Raw genomic sequence first — 21,934 nt, 5'->3', positions numbered from 1 at the left:
CCGCCGCAAGAAGAAGGCGAACCACGGCCGCAGGGCCGGCGCCCGCTGAACCCCCCGGGGGGCGGCCCGCACCCGGGCCGCCCCCTTCCCCGTTCCGTACCAGGAGCTCCTGTGATCCCGCACCCGTCCCATCAGCCTCCCGCCTCCGCCCGGGCGTTCCCCTCCGCCGCTCCCGGCACCGCGGCTCTCGCCGAGCACGTGCTCGCCACCGGACACGGACAGTGGTGGACCGACCGGGCCGACCGGCCGCGCGTGGTGGCGGTCTCCTGCGGCGACCACGCCCTCCTCGCCGGCGATCCCACCGCCGTGGCCCCCGGGGAGCTGGCCGCGCTCGCCGGGCACTGCATCGAGGCGGCGGACCGCTTCCTCCCCGCCCTCGGCGCCGCCTTCGAGCAACTGGTCCCGTGGGAGCGGATGCTCTACGTCCACCGGGCGGAGGCCGTCACACCCCGTGTCCCCCGTGGCGTGACCGTCCGCAGGCTCGCCCCTGAGGACGCCCCGGCGCTCTCGGCGCTCGATCCCTCCATGGCCTGGATCCACGGCACCTGGGACGGCCCCGCCGCCCTCGCCGCCTCCGGTGCGGCCTGGGCCGCGTTCCGCCGCGGCCGCGTGCTCGCCGTCGCCTCCACACGCTTCCTCGGCAGCCGGTACGAAGACGTCGCCTGCGCCACCGCTCCGGACGAACGCCGGCAGCACCTGGCCCTCGCCTGCGTCACCGGCCTTACGACCGACATCGCGGCCCGCAGCCACCGCGCCAGCTGGAGCTGTTCCCGCGACAACCGTCCGAGCCGCCTCCTCGCCTGGACCGCCGGCTTCCGCCTCACCCGCGAATACGTCCATCACATCGCCGGTCCCGTCAGCGGCGCGTCAAGGTCGGCGGAGGCCGCATAAGTACCCCGTCAAGACGGAGCGGCGGAGACCGGCCGGGGCCGGTCATGGTTCTAGCGTCCGTGCCATGGAGTCACGATTCGCCCCTCGGTCGGAGCCAGTCGGCCGTACCGTTCACGACGGCGCGTGGGCCGGCGAGGCCTGGGCCGCCTTCGGCTGCGCCGGCCTCCTGCTGACCGTGTCACTGAGCGTGGACGCCGGGGACGACGGCCTGACCCTGTCGAGCGCGCTGTTGTGGATCGCGCTGGCCGTCGCGCTCTTCGTAATCCTGCTGCCCGCCAGGGTCACCGCGGCACCGGGCAGCCTGACCGTCCGGACCCTGTGGACCCGGACGGTCGTACGCACCGACCGGCTCACGACCATCAGCTGGCCTGACGGGATCGAGCAGCGTCTCGTCATGACCGACATGGAGGGCGGCCGGACCCAGATCGACGTACGCATTCTCCTCGCCAATCCGGCTCTCTGGCTGCTTTGGGAAGCCGACGCGAGGGCCTCCTACGAGAACGGCACCCTCAAGGACGGTGTACGGGACCTCGACCGGCTCAAGGACCGTGTCGAACGGGACACCGCCCACTCCGTCTTCAGGATCTCGGGCCTGCACTGACCGCATCGTCGTCCAGCGCGGCGGCGGCCTGCGCCGCGAGGTCTGCGGCGACCAGGCGCGCCTCAAGAGGCGGTGGTACGGAGCCGGGTTCGGGGGTCAGCAGGAAGCGGCCCTGGTACCGGCCGTGGGCGATGGCGCGCAGTTCGATCTCGCCGTCCGGCCAGCCCTGCCGCTCCAGGTCCCAGATCCAGCCGTCCACCCTCACCGTCCCGTCCGGGTCGAGCCGTGGCGGACGCCCGATGAGCGCGCCGTACTCGAAACGGCACCCTCGCAGCTCGAGGGCCTCGATGAGCTCCTCCCGCACCCGTCGGACGACATCGTCGGAGGACGAGGTGCCGGATCGGGCCAGACGGGTGGTGCCGTGCAACCTCTCCAGATGCATGGCGTCCATGACCGCGACCCGCCGCATCGTCCGTCCGCGCACGGCCAGTTGGGACACGATCAGACCGACGACCAGAAGCAGGACGGCGGTCTCGATGTCGGCCCGGTCCCGGATGTGGAAGCTCTGGTACGGCTCGGTGTGGAAGAAGTCGAACCAGGCGGCCGCGGAAAGGGCGGCGAGCGCGCCGGCGAACCGGTTGCCGAAGGCCGACACGGCGACGACCACGACGACGAGCAGCAGCGCGAGATTGGTGTGCGTGACGGAGGTCCGCAGCGGCATCAGCACGAGAGCCGTGGCGAACGGCGCCAGGGCTCCGGCGGCGACAGCGGCCGTGTCCCGAAGCGGAATCCTCATGATCCACCTCGCAAGATCCAGTCCCCCACTGCCCCCGACACCTCAAGCCTCCGCCCGGTGCGGCGTGGATGGCACCGGGCGGAGGAGTCTTTGACGGATCCCTGACGAGGGTCAGCAGCGGAAGCGGAGCCGGCAGACGACGGCGTTCGTGTCGCGGCGGACGGCGTGGGCGACGACCGCGCCCCGCTGGTTCTGCAGGGCCCGCTGCCACAGGCGCTCGGGTTCGGCCTCCGGGATGAGGACGGTGACCCGGGTCCCCGGTTCGGCCGCCCGCAGGTCGCGTACGTAGGCGGTGATGGGCCGGCCGAGGGAGCGGCGCTCGGAGGGGAGCCGTACGAGAGGAACACCGGGGTTCCACAGGGCCCAGTCCCGTTCGAGGGCCTCGGTGGCCGCCAGGTCCTCGGGGTCCGGGTGGCAGACGGTGAGGGCGCGGACCTCGTCGCCGAGGGAGACGGCCGCGGTCAGCGCCTCGCTGGTGACGCGGGTCAGGGAGGAGACGGGGACCAGAACGAGGGAGCGCTCACGGTGCGGGGCCTCCGGGATCCGGCCGACGCCGAGACGCTCACCGATCTTCCCGTACGCGCGGTGGACGGCCTCGAAGAGGGCGACGAGCAGGGGCAGCGCGATGACGATCAGCCAGGCCCCGTCGTGGAACTTGGTGGCGGTGACGACCACCGCCGACACGCCCGTGAGGACCGCGCCGAGACCGTTGAGCAGGGCCTTTGCCGCCCACTTGGGTCCTCTCTCCTGGCGCCAGTGCAGCACCATGCCGGTCTGGGCGATGGTGAAGCCGACGAAGACGCCGATCGCGAAGAGCGGGACGAGGGTGTTGGTGTCGCCGCCGGAGAAGACGAGGAGGGCGGCGGAGACGACCGCCAGCCAGACGACGCCGTGGCGGTGGACCTGCCGGTCGGCCTTGAGGCCGAAGACGTGCGGCAGGTAGTTGTCGCGGGCGAGGAGTTTCAGCAGGACGGGCAGTCCGCCGAAGGAGGTGTTCGCGGACAGGGCCAGCAGCACCATGGTGGCGAACTGGATGACGTAGAAGGCCCAGTTGTGGCCGAGGGAGGCGTCGGCGAGCTGGGCGAGGACGGTGACCCCTTCGACCGGCTGGAGGCCGAAGCGGGAGATCAGTACGGACAGGCCGATCAGCATCACGCCGAGCAGCGCGCCGAGCGCGATCTCGGCGCGCATGGCGCGTCGGGCGGCGGGGGCGCGGAAGGACGGCACCGCGTTCGCTATCGCCTCCACGCCGGTGAGCGCCGAGCAGCCAGAGGCGAACGCCTTGAGCAGCAGCAGGGTGCCGACGGTGGTGGCGTTGTCGGCGAGGACGGAGGCGTGGCCGTCCGAGGCAGCCGTGGAGACGGGCGCGTCGCGGAACAGGCCCACGACGATCAGCACCAGGATCGCGCCGATGAAGACGGCAGTCGGGAGGATGAACGCGCGCGCCGAGTCGACGATCCCTCGCAGATTCACGGCGGTGATCAGGACGAGGACGCCGAGGCAGATCGCCAGCCGGTCCCCGTACAGCTCGGGGAAGGCGGAGGTGAGGGCGGCGACACCGGCCGTCACGGCCACGGCCACGTTCAGCACGTAGTCCAGGACCAGGGAGCCGGCGGCCACGAGGCTCGTCCGGCAGCCCAGGTGCGTCTTGGCGACCGCGTACGACCCACCACCGTCCGGGAACGCCGCGATGACCTGCCGGTACGAGGCCACGAGCACGCCGAGGAGGCCCGCGATGGCCAGCGTGACGGGCAGGGTGAACCCGAGGCCGTAGCCGCCGGCCGCCGCGAGGACGAGGACGATGGCCTCGGGGCCGTACGCCACCGAAGCCATCGCGTCGAGCGACAGCGCGGCGAGCCCGGTGACGGCGGTCAGCTTGTGGCGCGCACCGGTATCCGGGGGCTCCTCAGCGACGGGCGCGGCCCCGTTCTCGGTGGTCAGAGCGGACATGCGGGTGGTCTCCTTCGTACTCAGGTCCGCTCAGGGTGTCCCCCGCCTGACGTGGTTCGGGCACTTCCTGGCGCGTTCTTTGCGCCGGGTGCGCCTCTCTTCACACGTTTTTGACACGAGTGCTCGGGAACCGCCGGTCATCGAGCATCCGGTGGGGACGCATCGGGCTACGGTCGTGTCATGGTCCGGAACAGCTCGCGGACACCCGCCGAGATCCGCATGCGACGCATCTCGCTGTCGCTCGCCGCCGCGGCTCTGCCCGTCTGCGTCCTCGGAGTCGTCCAGGACGTCGTGTGGGTGCTCGGCGCAGGAGCCTGGCTCCTCGTCGCGGCCATCCTGATCGAACTCGTCTACCGTCCCTGAGATCGCCGTCGACGCCCTGTCGTCTCGCACTTGTGCGCGGTCTCCTCGGGCAGACGTGCCGATCCTCCGGTCTCACACAGCGCCGACACCCTCGGTCGGTGAGTGCCGGAGATGAGCCCGCCCGGTGCATCTTGACGCTTTCCTGACGCGCCCGCTCCGATCAGTCGTTGACGCGTTGCTTACGCTGGCCCGGCCGTCCGCACGTATGGACGGATACCCCTCATCCAGCCCAGCTCGGGAGTACCTCATGGCCACCACACCGGACGCGCGCACCGGACGATTGCGCGCGTGGATGCTGGAGGGCCTCTCCGACATGGGGAAGGGCAAGCCCTCGCGCCCCAAGGAACCGGCCGCGGACGCCGGGCACCAGGGGCAGCGCTGGTGGCGGGTGATGTGCCTGACCGGTGTCGACTACTTCTCCACCCTCGGCTACCAGCCCGGCATCGCGGCTCTGGCCGCCGGGCTGCTCTCGCCCGTCGCCACGATCGTCCTGGTGATCGTCACCCTGGCGGGCGCCCTGCCCGTCTACCGGCGGGTGGCGGAGGAGAGCCCGCGCGGCGAGGGTTCGATCGCGATGCTGTCGCGCCTGCTGTCCTTCTGGAAGGGCAAGCTCTTCGTCCTGACCCTGCTCGGCTTCGCCGCGACCGACTTCCTGATCACCATCACCCTGTCGGCGGCCGACGCCTCCACCCACCTGGTGGAGAACCCGCATCTGGAATCGGCGCTGCACGACAAGCAGGTGCTGATCACCATGATCCTCGTCGCACTGCTCGGCGCGGTGTTCCTCAAGGGCTTCCTGGAGGCCATCGGCGTCGCGGTCGCCCTGGTCGGGGTCTACCTCGCCCTGAACGCGGTCGTCGTGGTCAACGGCCTGTGGCACGTGATCACCGAGGGCCATGTCGTCACCGACTGGACCGCGGCCCTGACCGCCGAGCACGGAAACGTCTTCGCCATGGTCGGCGTCGCCCTGCTGGTCTTCCCGAAGCTCGCGCTCGGCCTGTCCGGCTTCGAGACCGGCGTCGCCGTCATGCCGCACGTCCAGGGCGACCCGGGCGACACCGAGGAGAAGCCCACGGGCCGCATCCGGGACACGAAGAAGCTGCTGACCACGGCCGCGCTGATCATGAGCGTCTTCCTGATCTGCACCAGCTTCATCACCACGGTCCTCATCCCCGAGAAGGAGTTCGAGTCCGGCGGCCAGGCCAACGGCCGTGCCCTCGCCTATCTGGCCCACGAGTACCTCGGCAACACCTTCGGCACCATCTACGACATCTCCACCATCGCGATCCTCTGGTTCGCGGGCGCCTCCGCCATGGCCGGCCTGCTGAACCTGATGCCGCGCTATCTGCCCAAGTACGGCATGGCACCCCACTGGGCCCGCGCCGTGCGCCCCATGGTGATCGTCTTCACCCTGGTCGCCTTCCTGGTGACCTGGATCTTCGACGCCGACGTCGACGCCCAGGGCGGCGCCTACGCGACGGGTGTGCTCGTCCTGATCTCGTCGGCGGCCATCGCGGTGACCATCGCGGCCCGCAAGGCGGGCCAGCGCGGCTGGACCATCGGCTTCGGCGTGATCTCGGTGGTCTTCCTGTACACCACCGTCGTCAACGTCATCGAGCGTCCCGACGGCGTGAAGATCGGTGCCTGTTTCATCGCCGGCATCATCCTCATCTCCCTCCTCTCCCGGCTCGGCCGCGCCTTCGAGCTGCGGGTCACCCACATCGATCTCGACGAGATGGCCGAGCGCTTCATCCAGGACATCTCCCGCCGCACCCCGCGCTTCATCGCCAACGAGCCGGACAACCGGGACGCCGACGAGTACCGGGCGAAGAAGGACCAGATCCGCGCGGACAACGACATCCCCGGCACGGAGGACTTCGTCTTCGTCGAGGTGACGGTGACCGACCCCTCCGAATTCGAAGCCGGCCTGACGGTGAAGGGCGAAGTCCTGCACGACCGCTTCCGGGTCCTGACCGTGGAGAGCTCCTCCGTCCCCAACGCCCTCGCGGCGCTCCTGCTCCACGCACGGGACCTCACCGGCGTCCGCCCGCACATCTACTTCGAGTGGACCGAGGGCAACCCCTTCGCCAACTTCTTCCGCTTCTTCCTCCTCGGCCGTGGCGAGGTCGCGCCCACCACCCGTGAGATCCTCCGCGAGGCGGAGCCCGACCGGGAGCGGCGCCCCCGCGTCCACGTCGGCTGATACCCGAGGCTGCCCGAGAGCCCACAGATCCTGCAGTCGCCGTGTCCTCGTCCGGTCGCACGGGTGGGCCATGACCGCGCCCCGCGGGTTCCGCAGTCGCGGAACGCGCGGGGCGCGGTGCGCAGCACGGGTCAGGTAGTCCGGGCCACGCGTCCGGCCGGCCTCTTTCGCGATGCCTGGGCGGAGGCCGACGGGCTCGTGACCGCGGGGGCGGTGAGCGTCGGGTCGACGGTCAGGAGCTCCACGGCGAGCGGCTCGGCCAGCGCGCGCAGGAGCGACTCCGAGAGCCGGATCCAGGGCTGCTCGGCGCCGAGTGTGGCGGTCAGCCTCTCCACGGTGGTGAACCCGACAGCGGTACGACTGCCCAGCGGGGTACGGAAGACCCGGACCGCCACCGTTCGTGTCCCCGGCCGGCCCGGGACGTACAGGGGCCCGGCCGGGTCGGGTTCCTCGGGCTCGGGGTCGTCGTCTTCGTACTGGAAGAGGCACATGGGGCGCTCCTTGAGGAACCTCGATCGGACAGATGTCCGCCGGATCCGTGAGCGCGATCCGGCACGGCATCGAAGCTATGCCCGCGTCCCCATACGTCCTGCCCGCCCCTGACGGGATCCTGACGACCACCAGTCGTCTTCATGCTCTTCCCTGACGGCCCGCGCCGTCGACGGGTGGCGTCCACCGATGGCGCGGGCAGCTCGGTCACCGGGGCAGGGTCTGGGTGACGCGCCACAGGCGGCGGGGCAGTGCGCCCTCCTCGAAGGCGTGGAGCTCGTCCAGGGTCCAGCCGACGGCGAGGGCGTCGACGAGCTCGCGGCCGAAGAAGTGGACGGCGAACCCGCCGTGCTCGAAGATGTCGTCGCCGTGCGCCGTGCCCGCTCCGTAGTGGGCATCGCCCGTGTGCCGCACGGTGTAGACGAACACCCCGCCGGGCCTCAGGACACGGCGGACCTCGCCGACCAGGGCCTGGATCTCCTTCGTCGACAGCGCCATGCACAGCAGCATGTGCGCGTAGACCGCGTCCACCGACGCGTCCGGCAGCGGCAGGGCCTCGCGGACGTCGTGCACCGTGGTGGTCACCCGCGCGTCGACGCCCCGGGAGCGGGCGCCGTCCCGCAGCTGCTCGAGACCGACGTGGCTGAAGTCCGTCGCCCGCACCGTGAAGCCCTCACGGGCGAAGAACAGCGCGTCCCGGCCGTGCCCGGCCCCCAGCTCCAGCACGTCCTGGGCCCCCGCCGTCCTGAACACGCGGGCGGCGTGGATCGCGGGGTCGGACGGCTCCTCGCCGTACATGCCTGGGTGGGCGGCGTACGTGTCCTCCCAGTGCCGCTGCTGGGCCTGGACCTGCTCGCGCTCGTCCGCCACGGTGCTCCCTTTCCCGCTGTGCTCCCCCGCCCAGCCTAGACATGGCGCTGCCCGGTCGGCGGCAGCGGCATGTTCAGGCTGGGCGGACGAGACGAGGGAGCGTCAGAGGCCGACGTCGCGGCGGTTCATGTCGTCGAGCGACTCCCGGCGTACCAGCGTGCGCGCGGTGCCGTCCTTCACGGCGACGACGGGCGGGCGGCCGACCAGGTTGTAGCCCGAAGCCATGGACAGGTGGTAAGCGCCGGTCACGGGGACGGCCAGGAGGTCTCCGGGGTGGACGTCCTCAGGGAGGGGAACCTCGTCCGCCAGGATGTCGCCGGCCTCGCAGTGGCGGCCGACGACGGTGACGAGGCGGGGCTCCGCCGTGGAGCGCCGGCCGATCAGTCGGGGTGCGTAGCGGACGCCGTACAGCGCGGGCCGGGGGTTGTCGCTCATGCCGCCGTCGACGGCGACGAAGGTGTGCGCTCCGGTGCGTTTGACGGCGAGCACCCGGTAGACGCAGACGCCCGCGGGTCCGACGACCGCACGGCCCGGCTCGATCGTGAGCCGGGGTACGGGCAGCTTCACCTTGGCGCAGCCGTCCCGCAGTTCGGCCCGGACGCGTGCCGCGAGCTGATGCACGTCCAGGCTCTCCTCGCCGGGCCGGTAGGCGATGCCGTGGCCACCGCCGATGTTCAGCTGGGGCAGCGCCACGCCGTGCTGTTCCCTGACCCGTGCCATCAGGCCGACCATGCGGCGTACGGCGGCGACGTAGGGCTTGACGGTGGTGATCTGCGAGCCGATGTGGCAGTGCAGTCCGACGAGTTCCAGGCGGGGCTGGTCGAGCACCCGGGCGACCGCGTGCTGCGCGGAGCCGTCGGTGATGGACAGCCCGAACTTCTGGTCCTCCGTACCGGTCCGCACCTTGGCGTGGCCGCCGGCCGCGATGCCGGGGACGACGCGCAGCATGACCCGTTGGCGCGAGCCGTGCGGCACGATCGCGGCGAGGCGCGCGATCTCCGAGGCGCTGTCGAGGACGATCCGCCCGACGCCGAGCCGCATCGCCGTGTCGAGGTCCTCGGGGCTCTTGGCGTTGCCGTGCAGGACGATCTTCTCGGGCGGGAAGCCGGTGGTGACGGCGAGCATCAGCTCGCCCGCCGAGCACACGTCGAGGCCCAGGCCTTCCTCCCGCACCCAGTGGGCCATGGCCCGGCACAGGAACGCCTTCGCGGCGTAGACGACGTCGCTCTCCGGGAAGGCCGTGCGGTACGTACGGCAGCGCTCCCGGACCTCGTCCTCGTCGAGTACGTAGACGGGGGTGCCGAACCGGCCCGCGGTCTCGGCCAGCGACACACCGGCGACGGTGACGTCCCCGCTGTGCTCGGGGCGGGTGGAACGCGGCCAGATCGACGGTTCGCCGGTTCCGTGAGGCGCGGGTGACGGCGCCTGGGGTGACGAAAGGGACGGGGACACGACGTCTCCTCAGCCGATCAAGAGATTGATGCGGGAGATGACGGCGGCGGCACCCGCCACGCGCAGGACGCCCACGTGTCGTGGGTCCCAGGTCCGCCAGGAGCTGTCGTCGCGCGGGGTCTTCGTGACGCCGGGGGCGGCGAACTGCGGGTCGACGGTGAGGGCGGTGACACCCAGCGGTGCCACGAGGGCACGCAGTGCGGGCTCGGAGAGCCTCACGCAGGCGTGGTCCGGGCCGAGCGTGGCGGCGAGTCCGGCCGCGGAGGTGAAACCGACGGCCGTCCGGCCGCCCAGGGGGGTACGGAAAAGGCGGGCGCTGCAGCCCGCGGGGCCCGACCGGACGGGGACGAGGAGGGGTCCGGCCGGGACGCGTTCGGAAGGCTCGGGGTCCTCGGAGTGCTCGACTTCAGACATGGCAGTGCCTCTCGGAGACGTCGGAGACGGAGCAGGTGATGCGGTGTCGCCCGGCCGTTCGGCCGTGCGTGCTCCGAGAGGAAGCTATGCCCGCCGGGACGGGCTCCGGGCACGTCACTGACGCGGGCTTGACGCCTTTCCCCGGACCCGTAACGCGCTCCTGACGAAGGCCGGGCACGGGACGATGCGATCCGGCCTCGACCGAGGCCGGATCACCTCCCGGAACGTCGCCCGCCCGGTCGGCATCGGCTCGTACGTCCGCCGACTACACCTCGGCCTTCGGCCGGTAGGTGCACACGTGCACTCCGGTGCCGCTGACGACCGTGGAGACCAGGTCGAACGTGCGGAGGTGGCCGTCGGTCGGGTAGATCGTCTTACCGCCGCCCAGGAGCACCGGCAGGATCATGAGACGGAGCTCGTCGACCAGCCCCTCGGCCAGCAGGGTTCGCGTGAGGGACGCGCTGCCCATGACGACCAGGTCACGGCCTTCCGCCTCGCGCAGCTTCTTGATCTGGTCCAGGGCCTGGTCGCCGGGGATGCGCGTGGTGTTGTTCCACGTCAGCTCGTCCTCGCCGAGGGTGCTGGACACGACGTACTTGGTGACGCTGTTCATGTGGTCGGCGAACGGGTCGCCGGCCCGGCCCGGCCACGCCGCGGCCATGGTCTGCCAGGTGCGGCGTCCGAACAGCAGGGCCTCGGTGCTGGTCTGCCACTCGGCCAGGGCGCCGCCCATCACCTCCGGGTCGAAGAACGGGTGGGTCCAGCCACCGTGGGCGAACCCGCCGTCGGTGTCCTCGTCCGGGTGCCCCGGGGCCTGAACAACGCCGTCCAAGCTGATGAATTCGCCGATCGCAATGCGCATGGGGATGTCTCGCTTCCTGATCCGTTGGGTTCAGATGGGGTGGGCCGCGGCGGTGTCGACGGCCTGAAGGCTCGCGTCGGACTCCCTGCCGCTGGAATCCCTGCCGTTCGTTCGCGACGGGAGAAAGCTATGTTGCGTTCAGGGGCCCAGCAACCGATGGATCACTCAATCCTCCTGTTCATGCAGGTCAGTTGAGGGAAATCATTGCAATCGTCCTGCCGCTGAACGCAAGGGCCATCGTCGATCCATTGCAATGACCTGAACGTGAACGCTCGTGCGGGTGGCGTGCTCAGGCGAACAGCTCGGCGAGCGTCTCGGGGCTGATGGCGATGGGGGCGGGCCGGTGGGCGGACGGCTGTGTGCCCGTCAGTTCGCGTACCAGGAAGTCCCAGCAGCGCTTCCGGACGTAGGCCAGGTGGTCGATGAACGTGTGCTCGGCGCCCGGGACGACGAGCAGTTCGAAGTCCTTGTCCGCGGCGACGAGGCGGTCGGCCAGGCGCAGGGTGTGGTCCGGGTGGACCTGGTCGTCCATCTCGCCGTGGACGAGGAGCAGCTTGCCCGCCAGCCGATCGGCGAGGTCCACGTTGGAAGTGCGGACCCAGGCCTCGGAGTTGTCGGAGCCGTCGTAGGTCTCGACGAAGCCGGCGTTGAAGTGCCGGGTCTCGTGCGAGCCGGAGAGCGCGACGCCCGCCTTGTACGTCTCGGGGAAGTCCAGCATCGCGCGGGCCGCGGCGAACCCGCCGCCGGAGTGGCCGAACACACCGACGCGGTCCAGGTCCATCCAGGGCCGGGTCGCGGCCAGTTGAGACAGCGCCGCGACGTGGTCGGCCAGGCCGCCCGCGTCGGCGAGGCGGCCGTAGGAGGCGTCGTGGAAGGCCTTGTCCCGGCCCGGGGTGCCGCGTCCGTCCAGTGCCACCACCACGAAGCCGAGCGCCGCGAGGGGTTCGGCGTCGAGGCCCATCCCGCCGGGGTCGAAGCAGGGGGCGACCCGGTTGACCTGCGGGCCGGGGTAGACGTTGTCCACCACGGGATAGCGGTGGGCGGGGTCGAAGCCGCGTGGCCGGTACAGCACGCCGTAGAGGTCCGTCACCCCGTCGGCGGCCTTCACGCGGAACCGTTCCGGCGCCGTCCAGCCGGTGGCGGTGAGCTTGCCGATGTCGGCGCGCTCCAGCTCCACCAGGACCCGTCCGGTCAGGTCGCGGACCGTCGTCACCGGCGGGATGTCGACGGTGGACGCGGAGTCGATGAAGTACTGCTGGTGGTCGGGGAAGGTGACCGTGTGGTCCAGGTCGTCGTCCGTGAGCCTGGCGAAGCCGGAGCCGTCGAGGGCGACGCGGCAGACCGTGCGCCGGTACGGGTCCTCCTCGACCAGCCCGGAGGCGGTGAAGTACACGACCCGCTCGGCCTCGTCGACGCGCAGGATCTGCCGTACCGCCCACTGGCCGGAGGTGACCTGTCCGAGCAGGGCGCCGGTCCGCAGGTCGTACCGGTACAGGTGGCCCCAGCCGTCCCGCTGGGAGTACCAGAGGACCTCGCCGGCGAGGACCCGCACGATCGGCGGCTCGTACCCGAACTGGTTGGGCTCCACGCGGGTGGTTCCGGTCTCGCTGAGCACGGCGGTGACCCCGCCGGTGACCGGGTCCAGCCGGTACAGGGTGAGTGTGCGCAGGTCGCGGGGCCGGCCGAGGTAGTACACCGCGGAGCCGTCCGGAGCCCACCAGGCCCACTTGGTCATGATCGGAGACAGCTGCGGCATGAGCAGCGGATCGGCCTGTGCGCGGACCACCGTGCCCGCGGCGACGTCCAGTACGACCAGTTCGGCCAGCGGCAGGTGCTCGTCCCCGGGGTAGGCGTACCGCTGGGTGTGCAGCACCGGGGCCCCACCGTCGGCGGGTCTGGCCTCCACCAGGTGGGTCTCCCGGACGGCGCGCTCGTCGGTGCGGTGCGTCAGCACCTTCGTCGAGTCGGGCGACCAGGCCACCGCGGGCGGCATGTACGGCAGGCCGATCTTCCGGAGCAGGGTGCCGTTCGCCGTGCAGTCCGGGCCGGTGCCGTACGGGTGGCCGGGCGCACCGTCGTCGGTCAGCGCCCAGTCGCGGCCGTCGGACAGCGAGCGCGCCCACAGGTCGTGGCCCCGCCGGGACACCGCGGTCTTGTGGTCGGGTGACGGGACTTCGAGGGGGTTGCCCGGCGGCGTGAACTCGGCGCGCTCGCAGGTGTAGTCGTCCAGGTGGCAGCGCCAGTACTCGCCGAACGCGTCGAACTCGACGGTGTTCTCTGTCAGTTCCATCGCCGTGGTGGGAAGGAACTCGGGGTCGGGCTGATGGCCGGAGGCGGCGGCGAGGGCGGCGGCGAGCCGGGCGTGGTCGAAGGCCGGCTCACGGGTGCCGGCCGCCGGGTCGACCAGCACGAACCGCTTGCCGGCGCCGTTGCTCACCGCGTACCAGAAGCGGGCGCCGCCGTCGATCCACTGCGGCCTGACCTTGTCGCCGACGACGAGTTCACCGGGTCGGGCGGGCCGGCGCAGGAGCTGCTCGGCGGCCTCGTAGTTCTGAGTGGTGCTCATTCTTCGGTTCCTTCTCGTCGGTTGGGGTGTGCTGGTACCACGGCGCGTCGCCGCGCGGATCAGAGGCCGCGGGCGGTGATGTCGCCGTAGGAGGTGGTCGCGTGGATGTTCAGACCCGCGGCGTCGCCTTCGGTGTTGGTGAGCGAGTTGTGGATCCGGCCGTAGGAGGTGCGGGCGTCCAGGGAGGCGGAGACCTCGCGGGCGGCGCCGACGGAGATCGCGCCGTGCTCGGTGCTCAGGGTGACCGTGCCGGTCACGGCCTCGGTGATGCGGATGTCGCCCTTCTGCGTGCTGATCCGGGCGGGGCCGCCCAGGCGGCGGACGGAGACGTCGCCGGCGGCGAGGGCGAGACGGGCGCTCGCGGTCTCGTCGAGCTCGACCGTGCCCTGCGCACCCTCGAAGTCGACGTCGCCGAGCCGTCCGACGCCCTGGAACTCGGCACTGGCCGTCTTCGTCTCGACGCGGGAGCCGACGGGCAGCTGGACGGTCACCTCGACGGATCCCGAGTCGCCGAGGAGCTGGTTCTTCGCTTCCGGGGCCGCGATCCGCAGAACGCCGTCGCTGTACGCGACCTCGGTCTTCTCCGCGGCCTGCACGTCGCGGCGCTTCGAGGCGTCCGCGGGCAGGACCTCGACCACGGTGTCGGCCCGGTCGGTGGCGATGAACCGGATGCGTCCCGCGGGGATGTCGAGGACGGCGGAGATGGTGCCGGGGGTGTCGAAGATCTGCATGGTGCTCTCCTTGAGCTCGCTGTTTCCGATGAGGGAAAAGCTACGTTGCATTCATGATTCCATCAACCGCCCTGCAGCCGCAAATAGCCATAACTGCAGGTAAAAGAAGGAAGATCGTTGCTATGATCTTGGAGATTAACGCAACGACAGCCATGTGATCGTTGCAATGGACTGAAGGTGAATGTTACAGAGGGGCGCCTGCGGGAACAGCTGGACGAGCAGGGCGCCGTCACATGATGCAGAGGTGGCACGTTTTGCCACTCGCCGTCGGCGGGGCGGGATCCAGCCATGTCGCGTTCATATGACGTTCGCCGCGGCCGCCCAGTGTCACGGCCATGAACAAGGCAATCCTCTCGGCGACGGCCGTCGCCGCAGCCCTCACCCTCACCGCCGCCGTCCCCGCTTCCGCGCGGGAACTTCCCGACCAGGCCTTCCGGCACCGGTCCGGTCAGGCCGTCCCGTTCACCGCAGCCACCGTCACCGCCGGCGCCGACGGCTCCTTCACGCTCACCTGGGAGGCGGAAGGCGTCCGGCGAGTGGAGATCCGCGCCGACGGCAAGGTCGTCGCGAGGGGCGGCGCCTCAGGCCGCGCCGTGGTCACCGGGCTGCCCGTCGCGGACCGTCAGTGGTTCTGGTTCGAGGCCGACCGCGGCCAGGGCCTGCGCCTCGCCGACCGCCTTGTCCAGCTCTCCGGAACCGTCAATCTCCGTGACGTGGGCGGCTACCGCACCGAGAACGGCCAGTGGGTCAGGATGGGCGAGGTCTACCGCTCCGACGCCCTCGACAAGCTCACCGCCGAGGACCTGGCCAAGCTCCAGCGCCTGCGCGTCCGAACCGTCTTCGACCTGCGCACGCAGGACGAGCGCGCCAAGGCCCCCGACAACGTCCCGGCCGGAGCCGACTACGTCGTCGCCGACGTCTTCGCGGGCTCCGGCGCCTTCCAGGCCATGCCCAAGACCCCGGCCGAGGCCGAACGGATGATGATCGACGCCGAGAAGGCGATGGTCAGCGGCGACGGCGGCAGGAAGGCCTACACCCAGGTCTTCGACGGCATCCGCGAGGACGACGCCCGCTCCGTGCTCTTCCACTGCACGGCCGGCAAGGACCGCACCGGCTGGTCCGACGCCGCCCTGCTCACCGCCCTCGGAGTGCCACGGAACACCGTCATGGCCGACTACCTCGCCAGCAACACGTACCGCAAGGCCGCCAACGACGCCCTCCTCGGCCACCTCCCGCCCCAGCAGGCCGCCGTCTACAAGCCGCTGCTCGACGTCCGCCCCGAGTACCTCAACTCCGGCTACGACGAGGTCGAGGCGGAGTACGGCACCTTCGACCGCTACCTGAACGACGGTCTCGGCATCGACCACATCGAGCTGAAGCGCCTCAAGAAGGACCTCCTCGTCGGCTGACCGGACGAGGCCACGCCCAGGGGCGATCGACGAGCGGCCCTCAACCCTTGGCGGCCTCCGCGATCCGCAGGGCGGCCTGGGCGGGCGTGAGGTGGGTGGTGTCGACGACCTCCGCCTCCGCGTGCAGCCATGTACGGGCCGCCTCGGCGTAGGGCTCGAGGTGCGCGAGCCGGAACGGGGAGTCGGGGCCGAGAACGGTGTCGCCCGCGATGCGCGCGCGGAGGGTGTCCTGGTCGGCATGGAGGACGAAGTGACGTACCGGAATCGCGTGCCGGGCGAGTCCTGAGCCGATCTCGCGCCAGTACCGCTCGACCAGGACGGTCATGGGGATCACCAGAGTGCCGCCGGTGTAGTCGAGTACGTGGCGAGCGGTCTCGACCACGAGCGGCCGCCACGGCGGCCAGTGCTGGAAGTTGTCCGTCTCGGGCAGTCCCGGCGTGATGTCCATGAGCGTCTCGCCGACCTTCTCGGCGTCGAACACCCGTGAATCCGGGATCAGTTGCTGTACGAGTGCACTGGTCGTGGTCTTGCCTGCGCCATGGGTGCCGTTGAGCCATACGATCACGGCCCCACGCTAGCGCGGTGTGGGACGCGGGTGGTCTCGATCGAGGAGCGGGATCGCCTTCGGCCCGGATTCCCGGGCGTCTCGCACTGGGGCAGGAGGATCAGAGCCGGCTGTTCGTCGAGACGCGCTGACGCGGACGGAGAGACGTTTGCCGGTCCGGATCCGGGAGAGCCGGGCCCATATGGACGAAGTGGAGACCGCACCACGCACCGTCGTGGTCAGCGGGGCCGCGCTCCAGGGCCGGCACGAGGCGCTGCGCTGCGAACTGCTCGCCTCCGGCACCCGGGTGCGCATCACGATGGTGCAGATGCCGGCCGTGAACACCCCGCAGTTCGACTGGGTCAGGTCCCGCCTCCCGGAGCGGGCGCGGCCGGTGCCCCCCGGTCTACCAGCCGGAGGTCGCCGCCCGCGCGGTGCTGTACGCGGCCGACCACCCCCGGCGTCGCGAGTACTGGGTCGGTGGCAGCACCGTCGCCACCCTGGTGGCGAACGCCGTCGCACCCGGGCTCCTCGACCGTTACCTCGCCCGGACGGGGTTCGACGCGCAGCAGGACGGCAGCCGACGGCCCGCCGGGGACCCGGTCAACCTGTTCGCGCCGGTGGACGCCGTGCGGGAGTTCGGGGCGCACGGCCGCTTCGGCGTCGGCCCCGTGCCCCGGAGCCGTCCGGGCGAGGAGGAGACCACCGGCGAGGGCGAGGAACCCGAGATTCGCGCACCGCGGCGCACCCTGCCGCTCCCCATGACCGTCGTCCCGGCCGTCCTGCTGGCCCTGGCCGCGCTCATCGGCTGCCTCCCGGCCGTCGCCGGCGCCCTGGCGCACGGGGCGGCCGTCTTCACCGCCCCCGCCCGCTACGCCGCCGCGGTCCTCGGCGGGCCCGGCACACCCCCGACGGGCGCCACGGCGCCGGAGGCCGAGTGGACCGTACCGGGGGTACTCCTCGGCCTGCTGTCCGCGGCCCTCGCGGCCGCGTCGGCGACCGTCGCGGTCCGTCACCGAGGCCCCGCGCTGTCCGCGCGCCACCCGGTGGTCCATGCGGTACGGGCGCTGCGCCGTCTGCACTCCGGCCATCTCGGCGACTACCTGGCCTGGCTCGCCCTCGGCCTCGCCGCCCTGTGCGTCGCGCTGGTCACCCAGACCTGAACGAGTCCTCGCGGTCAGCGGGCCACACCCGGACGTCGTAGCGCTCGGGACCGCCGGCCTCTGCCGGCGCGAGGCGCCATACCTTCACCTCGTGCTCGCCCTCGTCCGGGAGCACCAGGACGGGGCCCGGCTCCCTGCCCTCCACGTTGACGAGGGACAGTTCCCTGCCGGGTGCCGTGATCCGGGACGTGCCCAGCAGGACGCCTCGCCCGTCCGGCGCGGGCTCCTCCCAGACGGAGAGCACGACCGCGATGCGCCTCGCGGAGAGCTGCGTCGGAATGCCGACGGCTGCGCCGTTGCCCTTCAAGGTGTCCCCTTCCGGGACGGCGCTCACGAGGTCGGCGCCGAGCATGTCGTCGGCGACCAGCCAGAACTCGCTGTGCGACACGCTCAGGGCGTCGAACACCGCGTCCCAGGGCTGGTCCCGGGGAAACAACTCTTCGTCGGCGAACGCCGTCTCGGACTCCACGAGCACGACCGTAGCGCCCTGCCGGACGTCCGTGGGCGACCGTGATGTCCTCGCCGGGGCAGCGGTGGCCGGTACGGGTGTCTCCGCCGCCCTGCGGGATCAGTGCGTCCGGGTGCGGCGGCCGGGACAGGAGGCGGCCGGGGGCGAAGCGGTACGGGTCGGGCCAGAGGGCCGCGTCGTGGTTCTGGCCGTACACGTCGAGGAGGAGCAGCGCGTCCTCGCAGGCGACGGCGATCGCCGGCCGTGCGATGTTCAGGAGCTCCACGGCGGCGGTGTGGATGTCGAGCAGCGCGCACCCGGCCTCCCGGTGCCGGGCGACGGCCCCGAGCGGCGTGTCCGGCGCGGACGCCGCCGCCCGGGACGACGTCGCCGTTCGGCGCCCTGCGACGCGCGTCGGGGAGCCAGCCGTATCCCTGGAGCAGCAGCGCAACGGTGCAGTCCTGGATCGGTGGGGTCATGCCCGTGCGGTTACCCCGCGGAAGCGGGGGCACGCGCGCGTGCCGAGGACCGGCTCGGCGGGTGGCGGGGACGTGCCGCGACCGGGGTGTCCGCAACGGGAACGGGCCGGCTCCGAGGAGCCGGCCCCCGCGCCGCGGGCGCGGGACGGTGCGGTCACCGCATGCCCGGTTCGTCGTCGGGCGGCAGCGACCAGGACCCGGTCTCCGGGGGCGTACCCGTCGTTCCGGGCGACTTCATCGGTCCGGGCGGCTCCCGCATCGCGTCGGGACCCTTCCCGGTCGTCCCCGTCCCCCTGGCGGTGCCGGCCTCGTCGGGGCGGATCCGGCCGTGCCAGCCGCCGGTCGCGTCCCCGTGCTCCTCGATGAAGCCCTTGAAGCGCTTGAGGTCGCCCTTGACCCGGCGGTCGAGCATCCCCAGGGCGTCGGCGGCCTTCTCCGCCATGCCGTCGGGCTCCACGTCCATGGCGAGCCGCACCCGGGTGTGGCCTTCGCCCAGGGGCTGGAAGCTGACGACGCCCTTCTGGTGAACGTCGCCTCCGGTGGTGCGCCAGGCGATGCGCTGGTCCTGAAGCTGGTCGACGATCTCGGTGTCGAACTCGCGCCGGACTCCGGCGACCTTGGTCCGCCAGTGGCAGTGCCGGTCGTCGATCTGCCGGACGTCCTCGACGCCCTCCATGAAGCTCGGGAACTCCTCGAACTGCGTCCACTGGTCGTACACGCTCCGCAGCGGTACGTCCACATCGATCGTCTGCTCCACCTTGCTCATGGTGTGGCCTCCTTCGGTGGCCGGGGGTGTTTCCGGTGGACATTCCACCGCCGCGTCTACCCACGACCGGGCTGTACAGACGTCCCACTCGGGAACCGCCGCGCCGGTACCTTGATCCGCGCAGGCACCGGCGAATCGAGGAGCACACATGCAGGTTTCGACGCTCGGCCTCTGGGGGGCCGGGGCCTTCGGCGCGGTCATCGGCTGGATCGCCTACCGGACGCTGCGGCGCGCGGCCGCCGGGTCGCGGATCGCCGATCTCGTCACGATCATCGCGGCACTGGGCGGCGGCGCGGTCGTGAACAACCAGTTCGCGGAACCGGATCTCTTCGCCGCCTACGGCATCGGTCTGTTCGTCGGCTTCTTCGGCTACTTCGTGGCCGGTCTGCTCGTCGACCGGTCCGAGGCCAGGGCGAAGGCGCGGCTCCGTGCGGAGGTCCCGGTGCCGGCGGAGGCCTCCGATGCGGTCCCGGCGCCGCGGGAGGAGGCCGGTGCCGGCCCGTCCACGTCCACGTCCGCCTCCACGTCCGCCTCGACGTCCACGTGGATGGGCGAGGAGTGACCGGCGCCGGGCCGGCCCCCGGTCAGACGGTGCCGCGCAGGCGGAGTGCGGCGGAGCAGTACGCCGTGTAGGCGAGCCCCAGGACGTTGCCCTTGCGCAGGAGCCGCATCCGGACGCCGTGCAGGGCGGGGCCGACCTCCTGCCCGGCGAGGAGCGCCTCCCAGAAGAGTTCGGCGAACTCGCTCGCGAGCGCCTGGTCCACGGTGATCTCGGTGCCGATGACTCCGGAGGCGTGGAGTTCGGTGAAGGTGTCGACGAAGCCGAGCCAGGAGGCGGGGTCGCGGTCGGCGGTGTGACAGCCGTTGAGGAAGACGAGGGGGGCGAGTTCGTCCCAGCGGTCCCATCCCTCGTCCACCGCCCAGGCCTTGAGGTCCTGCGGGAGGATCCGGTCCGTCCGGCCGATCTCCAGGACCGTGGCGCTGGAGAACTCGCCGTCGGCGGCGCGGGGCCGGCGGCCGTGCCCGTAGAAGTACACGCAGTCGCCCGGGTCGCCGATGAAGGCCTGGCGCAGCGCCGCGCTGTAGTCGTAGACGTTCACCCATCGGAACCGTGAGCGCAGGGTGGCGATGTGACGGTCCGACAGGCGCCGGTCGAGGCGGTTGCCGCGGGCCACGGTGAGCACGGGGGCGGCGCCCTCGCGGCCCGCCGTGAGCCGCAGGCGCCGTCCGCGCGGGACGGACGGCGGGTGCTCGATGAAGTGGCGGTATCCCCAGAAGCCGTACGGGCAGAGGGTGTTGAGCGTGTGCCGCCCCTCCGCCGGGCAGCAGCGGGCCGTGGTGTCCCGCTTGACCTGCTCCCAGCCGGGGCCGCACGGCACGAGCTGCGCCCGGCTCTCGACGGGGATGTCGTACAACAGGCCCCATGGGAAGACGAGGTACTGGTGTTCCTCGCGGCAGATCTGGATCTGGGCGGGTTCGCGCAGGACGCGCATCAGCGCGGCACGTTCCGTCCGGCCGCGCGCGACCAGCTGGAAGAAGGACCAGCCCAGCCGGGCCAGCTTCGTCATGTCGTGGAGCAGGGCCTCGGGCGACTTGCCGTTGTCCTGGTCGAGCAGGTTCTCCAGTCCGCGGTTCTCCCCCTCCCCCGTCCGTAAGGCGTGACAGTCGAGCAGGGCCGCGCGTGCCTTCTCCAGGACGTCGCGCACCTGATGGTCGCCGAGCCAGAACGTGGCCACGGGACCGTGCTGCGAGGTGACGTCGACCGTCATCGTGCCGTCGCCGCCGCGGCCGATGCGTACGCCCGCGGTCCGCGCGGGCAGCTCGGCGAGGTCCGTGAACCCGGGCGTGAGGGTGTAGTCGACGACGGCGGTCGTCGCGCCGCCCGCGCTCTCCCGGGCGGCGACCACGGCCGTCAGGGACGCCGACTGGAGCTGGTTGCCGCGGTACGCGACGTGCACCCGCATCCGCGCCGGGCCGGGCGTCTCCGGCGCGGTGAACGGGATGTGCAGGTACCGGCCCCGGTGGCGCGGCTCGCACGCGTGCCGCTCGCCGGGCCCGCACGGGCAGACCCAACTGCCGCCCTTCAGCGGCAGGAAGAGCGGGTGCGCGACCGCAGGGAGGACGAAGTCCTCGCTGATGACGGTCACGTCCAGCCAGTCGCCCCGGCCTTCGTCGTCCGCGTGGGCGAGCGGCCCTTCGGGGAAGGACGTGGCCTGCCCCGCGAGCAGGCTCTTCGGGGACAGGTCGCCGATGTCCACCCGGAGTTCGTAGCGGCTCCCGGAGGCGAGGACACGGTCCTCGGGGACGGCCTCCCGGGAGAGCGGCCATACGACGGCCAGATTGAGGAACCGTTCTTCCTCGGCCGGGCGGGCCGGCGCACGCCCCGGGGCGGGTTCGGGCGCCGCGGTCCCGGGCGCGCGTCCGGTGGCGTGCTCGGTCCACGGCGGCAGCGAGGCGCCCCAGGGCTGCGTGATGTCCGGGACCTCGGGCCGGGTCCGGGACCAGCGCCAGGGCCGGGCCTTGCGGTGCTTCCTGCGCTCGGCCCGGTGGACCGGCTCGGGCTCGTGCTCCGGCTCCGGCTCCGGCTCGGGCTCCGGCTCGGTCTCCGGCTCGGTCTCCGGTCGACGCTCGTCCACGTGCCCCGGGGCGGGGGTGGGCGGTGGACCGCTCTCGGCCGGGACCTCGTCGGGGAAGCCGCCGGGAACGCCGCGCGGTACGACCACGGGCCTGGAACGGAAGAGCAGCACGGTCTCGTTCGCGCCCGGGAAAGCCGCACCGATCTCGTGGAACGCGGACGTGAAGCCCTCCTCGTCCATGTCCGCGTCACACAGCAGTCGTTCCCACGCGCGCCGGGCCTCCTCCTCCAGCTCCGGCCGGTGCCACCACGCGGAGTCCCGCAGGGCGCGCAGCTCCGCCTCCAGCTCCCAGCGCGGCGGCCACGCGTACGCGTCGTCGTGCAGCACAGGTGTTGCCTCCATCGTTCCGGACCGGCCGATG

The 21,934-nt window shown here is 71.8% G+C and carries 18 protein-coding genes and 3 pseudogenes; 7 read left to right on the top strand and 14 right to left on the bottom strand.

What is annotated here, in order from left to right:
• Positions 1 to 111: 111 nt before the first annotated feature.
• Both AB5J54_RS34605 and AB5J54_RS34600 read left to right on the top strand, forming a co-directional pair.
• Entirely contained in the window at positions 112 to 891 is a 780-nt protein-coding gene (locus tag AB5J54_RS34605; RefSeq protein WP_369147872.1) for a GNAT family N-acetyltransferase, read from the top strand.
• A gap of 64 nt (positions 892 to 955) precedes the next feature.
• A complete protein-coding gene (locus AB5J54_RS34600) occupies positions 956 to 1,492 on the top strand; it encodes a hypothetical protein (protein WP_369147871.1) in 537 nt (178 codons plus the stop codon).
• On the opposite strand, the gene AB5J54_RS34595 is transcribed toward AB5J54_RS34600, so the two are convergent.
• Positions 1,470 to 2,228, bottom strand: coding sequence for a DUF4118 domain-containing protein (locus tag AB5J54_RS34595; protein ID WP_369147870.1), 759 nt, complete (start codon positions 2,226 to 2,228; stop codon positions 1,470 to 1,472). The genes AB5J54_RS34600 and AB5J54_RS34595 overlap by 23 nt on opposite strands.
• Positions 2,229 to 2,339: 111 nt before the next feature.
• A complete protein-coding gene (locus AB5J54_RS34590; protein ID WP_369147869.1) occupies positions 2,340 to 4,178 on the bottom strand; it encodes an APC family permease in 1,839 nt (612 codons plus the stop codon).
• 180 nt (positions 4,179 to 4,358) lie between these two features.
• On the opposite strand from AB5J54_RS34590, the gene AB5J54_RS34585 reads away from it, so the two are divergent.
• Both AB5J54_RS34585 and AB5J54_RS34580 read left to right on the top strand, forming a co-directional pair.
• Positions 4,359 to 4,541: a hypothetical protein gene (locus AB5J54_RS34585; protein ID WP_369147868.1), complete on the top strand. Its 183-nt coding sequence runs from the start codon at positions 4,359 to 4,361 to the stop codon at positions 4,539 to 4,541.
• Positions 4,542 to 4,788: 247 nt separating this feature from the next.
• A complete protein-coding gene (locus AB5J54_RS34580; protein ID WP_369147867.1) occupies positions 4,789 to 6,744 on the top strand; it encodes an amino acid transporter in 1,956 nt (651 codons plus the stop codon).
• A 131-nt stretch (positions 6,745 to 6,875) separates the two neighbouring features.
• Here AB5J54_RS34580 and AB5J54_RS34575 read toward each other — a convergent pair whose 3' ends face one another.
• The 7 genes from AB5J54_RS34575 to AB5J54_RS34545 all read right to left on the bottom strand — a co-directional run bounded on the left by AB5J54_RS34575 (position 6,876) and on the right by AB5J54_RS34545 (position 14,128).
• The gene (locus tag AB5J54_RS34575; RefSeq protein WP_369147866.1) at positions 6,876 to 7,235 is read right to left on the bottom strand and encodes an SAV_915 family protein; all 360 of its coding nucleotides are present in this window, start codon (positions 7,233 to 7,235) and stop codon (positions 6,876 to 6,878) included.
• Between the two features lie 205 nt (positions 7,236 to 7,440).
• Entirely contained in the window at positions 7,441 to 8,103 is a 663-nt protein-coding gene (locus tag AB5J54_RS34570) for a class I SAM-dependent methyltransferase (RefSeq protein ID WP_369147865.1), read from the bottom strand.
• Between the two features lie 102 nt (positions 8,104 to 8,205).
• On the bottom strand, positions 8,206 to 9,489 hold the full coding sequence (lysA, locus tag AB5J54_RS34565) for a diaminopimelate decarboxylase (protein WP_369149553.1): 1,284 nt from the start codon (positions 9,487 to 9,489) through the stop codon (positions 8,206 to 8,208).
• A 75-nt stretch (positions 9,490 to 9,564) separates the two neighbouring features.
• On the bottom strand, positions 9,565 to 9,969 hold the full coding sequence (locus tag AB5J54_RS34560) for an SAV_915 family protein (protein ID WP_369147864.1): 405 nt from the start codon (positions 9,967 to 9,969) through the stop codon (positions 9,565 to 9,567).
• A 265-nt stretch (positions 9,970 to 10,234) separates the two neighbouring features.
• Positions 10,235 to 10,831 (bottom strand): dihydrofolate reductase family protein, encoded by a 597-nt coding sequence (locus AB5J54_RS34555; protein WP_369147863.1) that lies wholly within the window; start codon positions 10,829 to 10,831, stop codon positions 10,235 to 10,237.
• Positions 10,832 to 11,120: 289 nt separating this feature from the next.
• Entirely contained in the window at positions 11,121 to 13,397 is a 2,277-nt protein-coding gene (locus tag AB5J54_RS34550; protein ID WP_369147862.1) for a DPP IV N-terminal domain-containing protein, read from the bottom strand.
• A gap of 59 nt (positions 13,398 to 13,456) precedes the next feature.
• On the bottom strand, positions 13,457 to 14,128 hold the full coding sequence (locus AB5J54_RS34545) for a DUF4097 family beta strand repeat-containing protein (RefSeq protein ID WP_369149552.1): 672 nt from the start codon (positions 14,126 to 14,128) through the stop codon (positions 13,457 to 13,459).
• A 335-nt stretch (positions 14,129 to 14,463) separates the two neighbouring features.
• Here AB5J54_RS34545 and AB5J54_RS34540 point away from each other — a divergent pair, with 335 nt between their 5' ends.
• Complete coding sequence (locus AB5J54_RS34540) at positions 14,464 to 15,537, top strand: tyrosine-protein phosphatase (protein ID WP_369147861.1); 1,074 nt, start codon at positions 14,464 to 14,466, stop codon at positions 15,535 to 15,537.
• Between the two features lie 40 nt (positions 15,538 to 15,577).
• Here the strand turns inward: AB5J54_RS34540 and AB5J54_RS34535 are convergent, their stop codons facing one another.
• Positions 15,578 to 16,102: an AAA family ATPase gene (locus AB5J54_RS34535; protein ID WP_369147860.1), complete on the bottom strand. Its 525-nt coding sequence runs from the start codon at positions 16,100 to 16,102 to the stop codon at positions 15,578 to 15,580.
• A 223-nt stretch (positions 16,103 to 16,325) separates the two neighbouring features.
• On the opposite strand from AB5J54_RS34535, the pseudogene AB5J54_RS34530 reads away from it, so the two are divergent.
• Positions 16,326 to 16,740: pseudogene (locus tag AB5J54_RS34530) on the top strand (short-chain dehydrogenase); the annotation flags it as partial.
• 490 nt (positions 16,741 to 17,230) lie between these two features.
• Here AB5J54_RS34530 and AB5J54_RS34525 read toward each other — a convergent pair.
• The 3 genes and pseudogenes from AB5J54_RS34525 to AB5J54_RS34515 form a co-directional block, all read right to left on the bottom strand.
• A complete protein-coding gene (locus tag AB5J54_RS34525) occupies positions 17,231 to 17,713 on the bottom strand; it encodes a hypothetical protein (RefSeq protein WP_369147859.1) in 483 nt (160 codons plus the stop codon).
• Positions 17,714 to 17,747: 34 nt separating this feature from the next.
• A pseudogene (locus tag AB5J54_RS34520) lies at positions 17,748 to 18,047 on the bottom strand (cytochrome P450); the annotation flags it as partial.
• A gap of 434 nt (positions 18,048 to 18,481) precedes the next feature.
• Positions 18,482 to 18,937: pseudogene (locus tag AB5J54_RS34515) on the bottom strand (SRPBCC family protein); the annotation flags it as partial.
• Positions 18,938 to 19,085: 148 nt separating this feature from the next.
• Between AB5J54_RS34515 and AB5J54_RS34510 the strand changes: the two are divergent.
• A complete protein-coding gene (locus AB5J54_RS34510; RefSeq protein ID WP_369147858.1) occupies positions 19,086 to 19,499 on the top strand; it encodes a hypothetical protein in 414 nt (137 codons plus the stop codon).
• Positions 19,500 to 19,521: 22 nt separating this feature from the next.
• Here AB5J54_RS34510 and AB5J54_RS34505 read toward each other — a convergent pair whose 3' ends face one another.
• Positions 19,522 to 21,900 carry a CHAT domain-containing protein gene (locus AB5J54_RS34505; protein ID WP_369147857.1) on the bottom strand — a complete coding sequence of 793 codons (2,379 nt, stop codon included), beginning with the start codon at positions 21,898 to 21,900 and terminating at the stop codon, positions 19,522 to 19,524.
• Between the last annotated feature and the right edge of the window lie 34 nt (positions 21,901 to 21,934).

This window comes from Streptomyces sp. R44, assembly GCF_041053105.1.
In the GTDB taxonomy this organism is placed as follows: domain Bacteria; phylum Actinomycetota; class Actinomycetes; order Streptomycetales; family Streptomycetaceae; genus Streptomyces.
The sequence above is the reverse complement of the archived record's forward strand: the minus strand, read 5'-3'. Positions and strand labels throughout refer to the sequence as shown.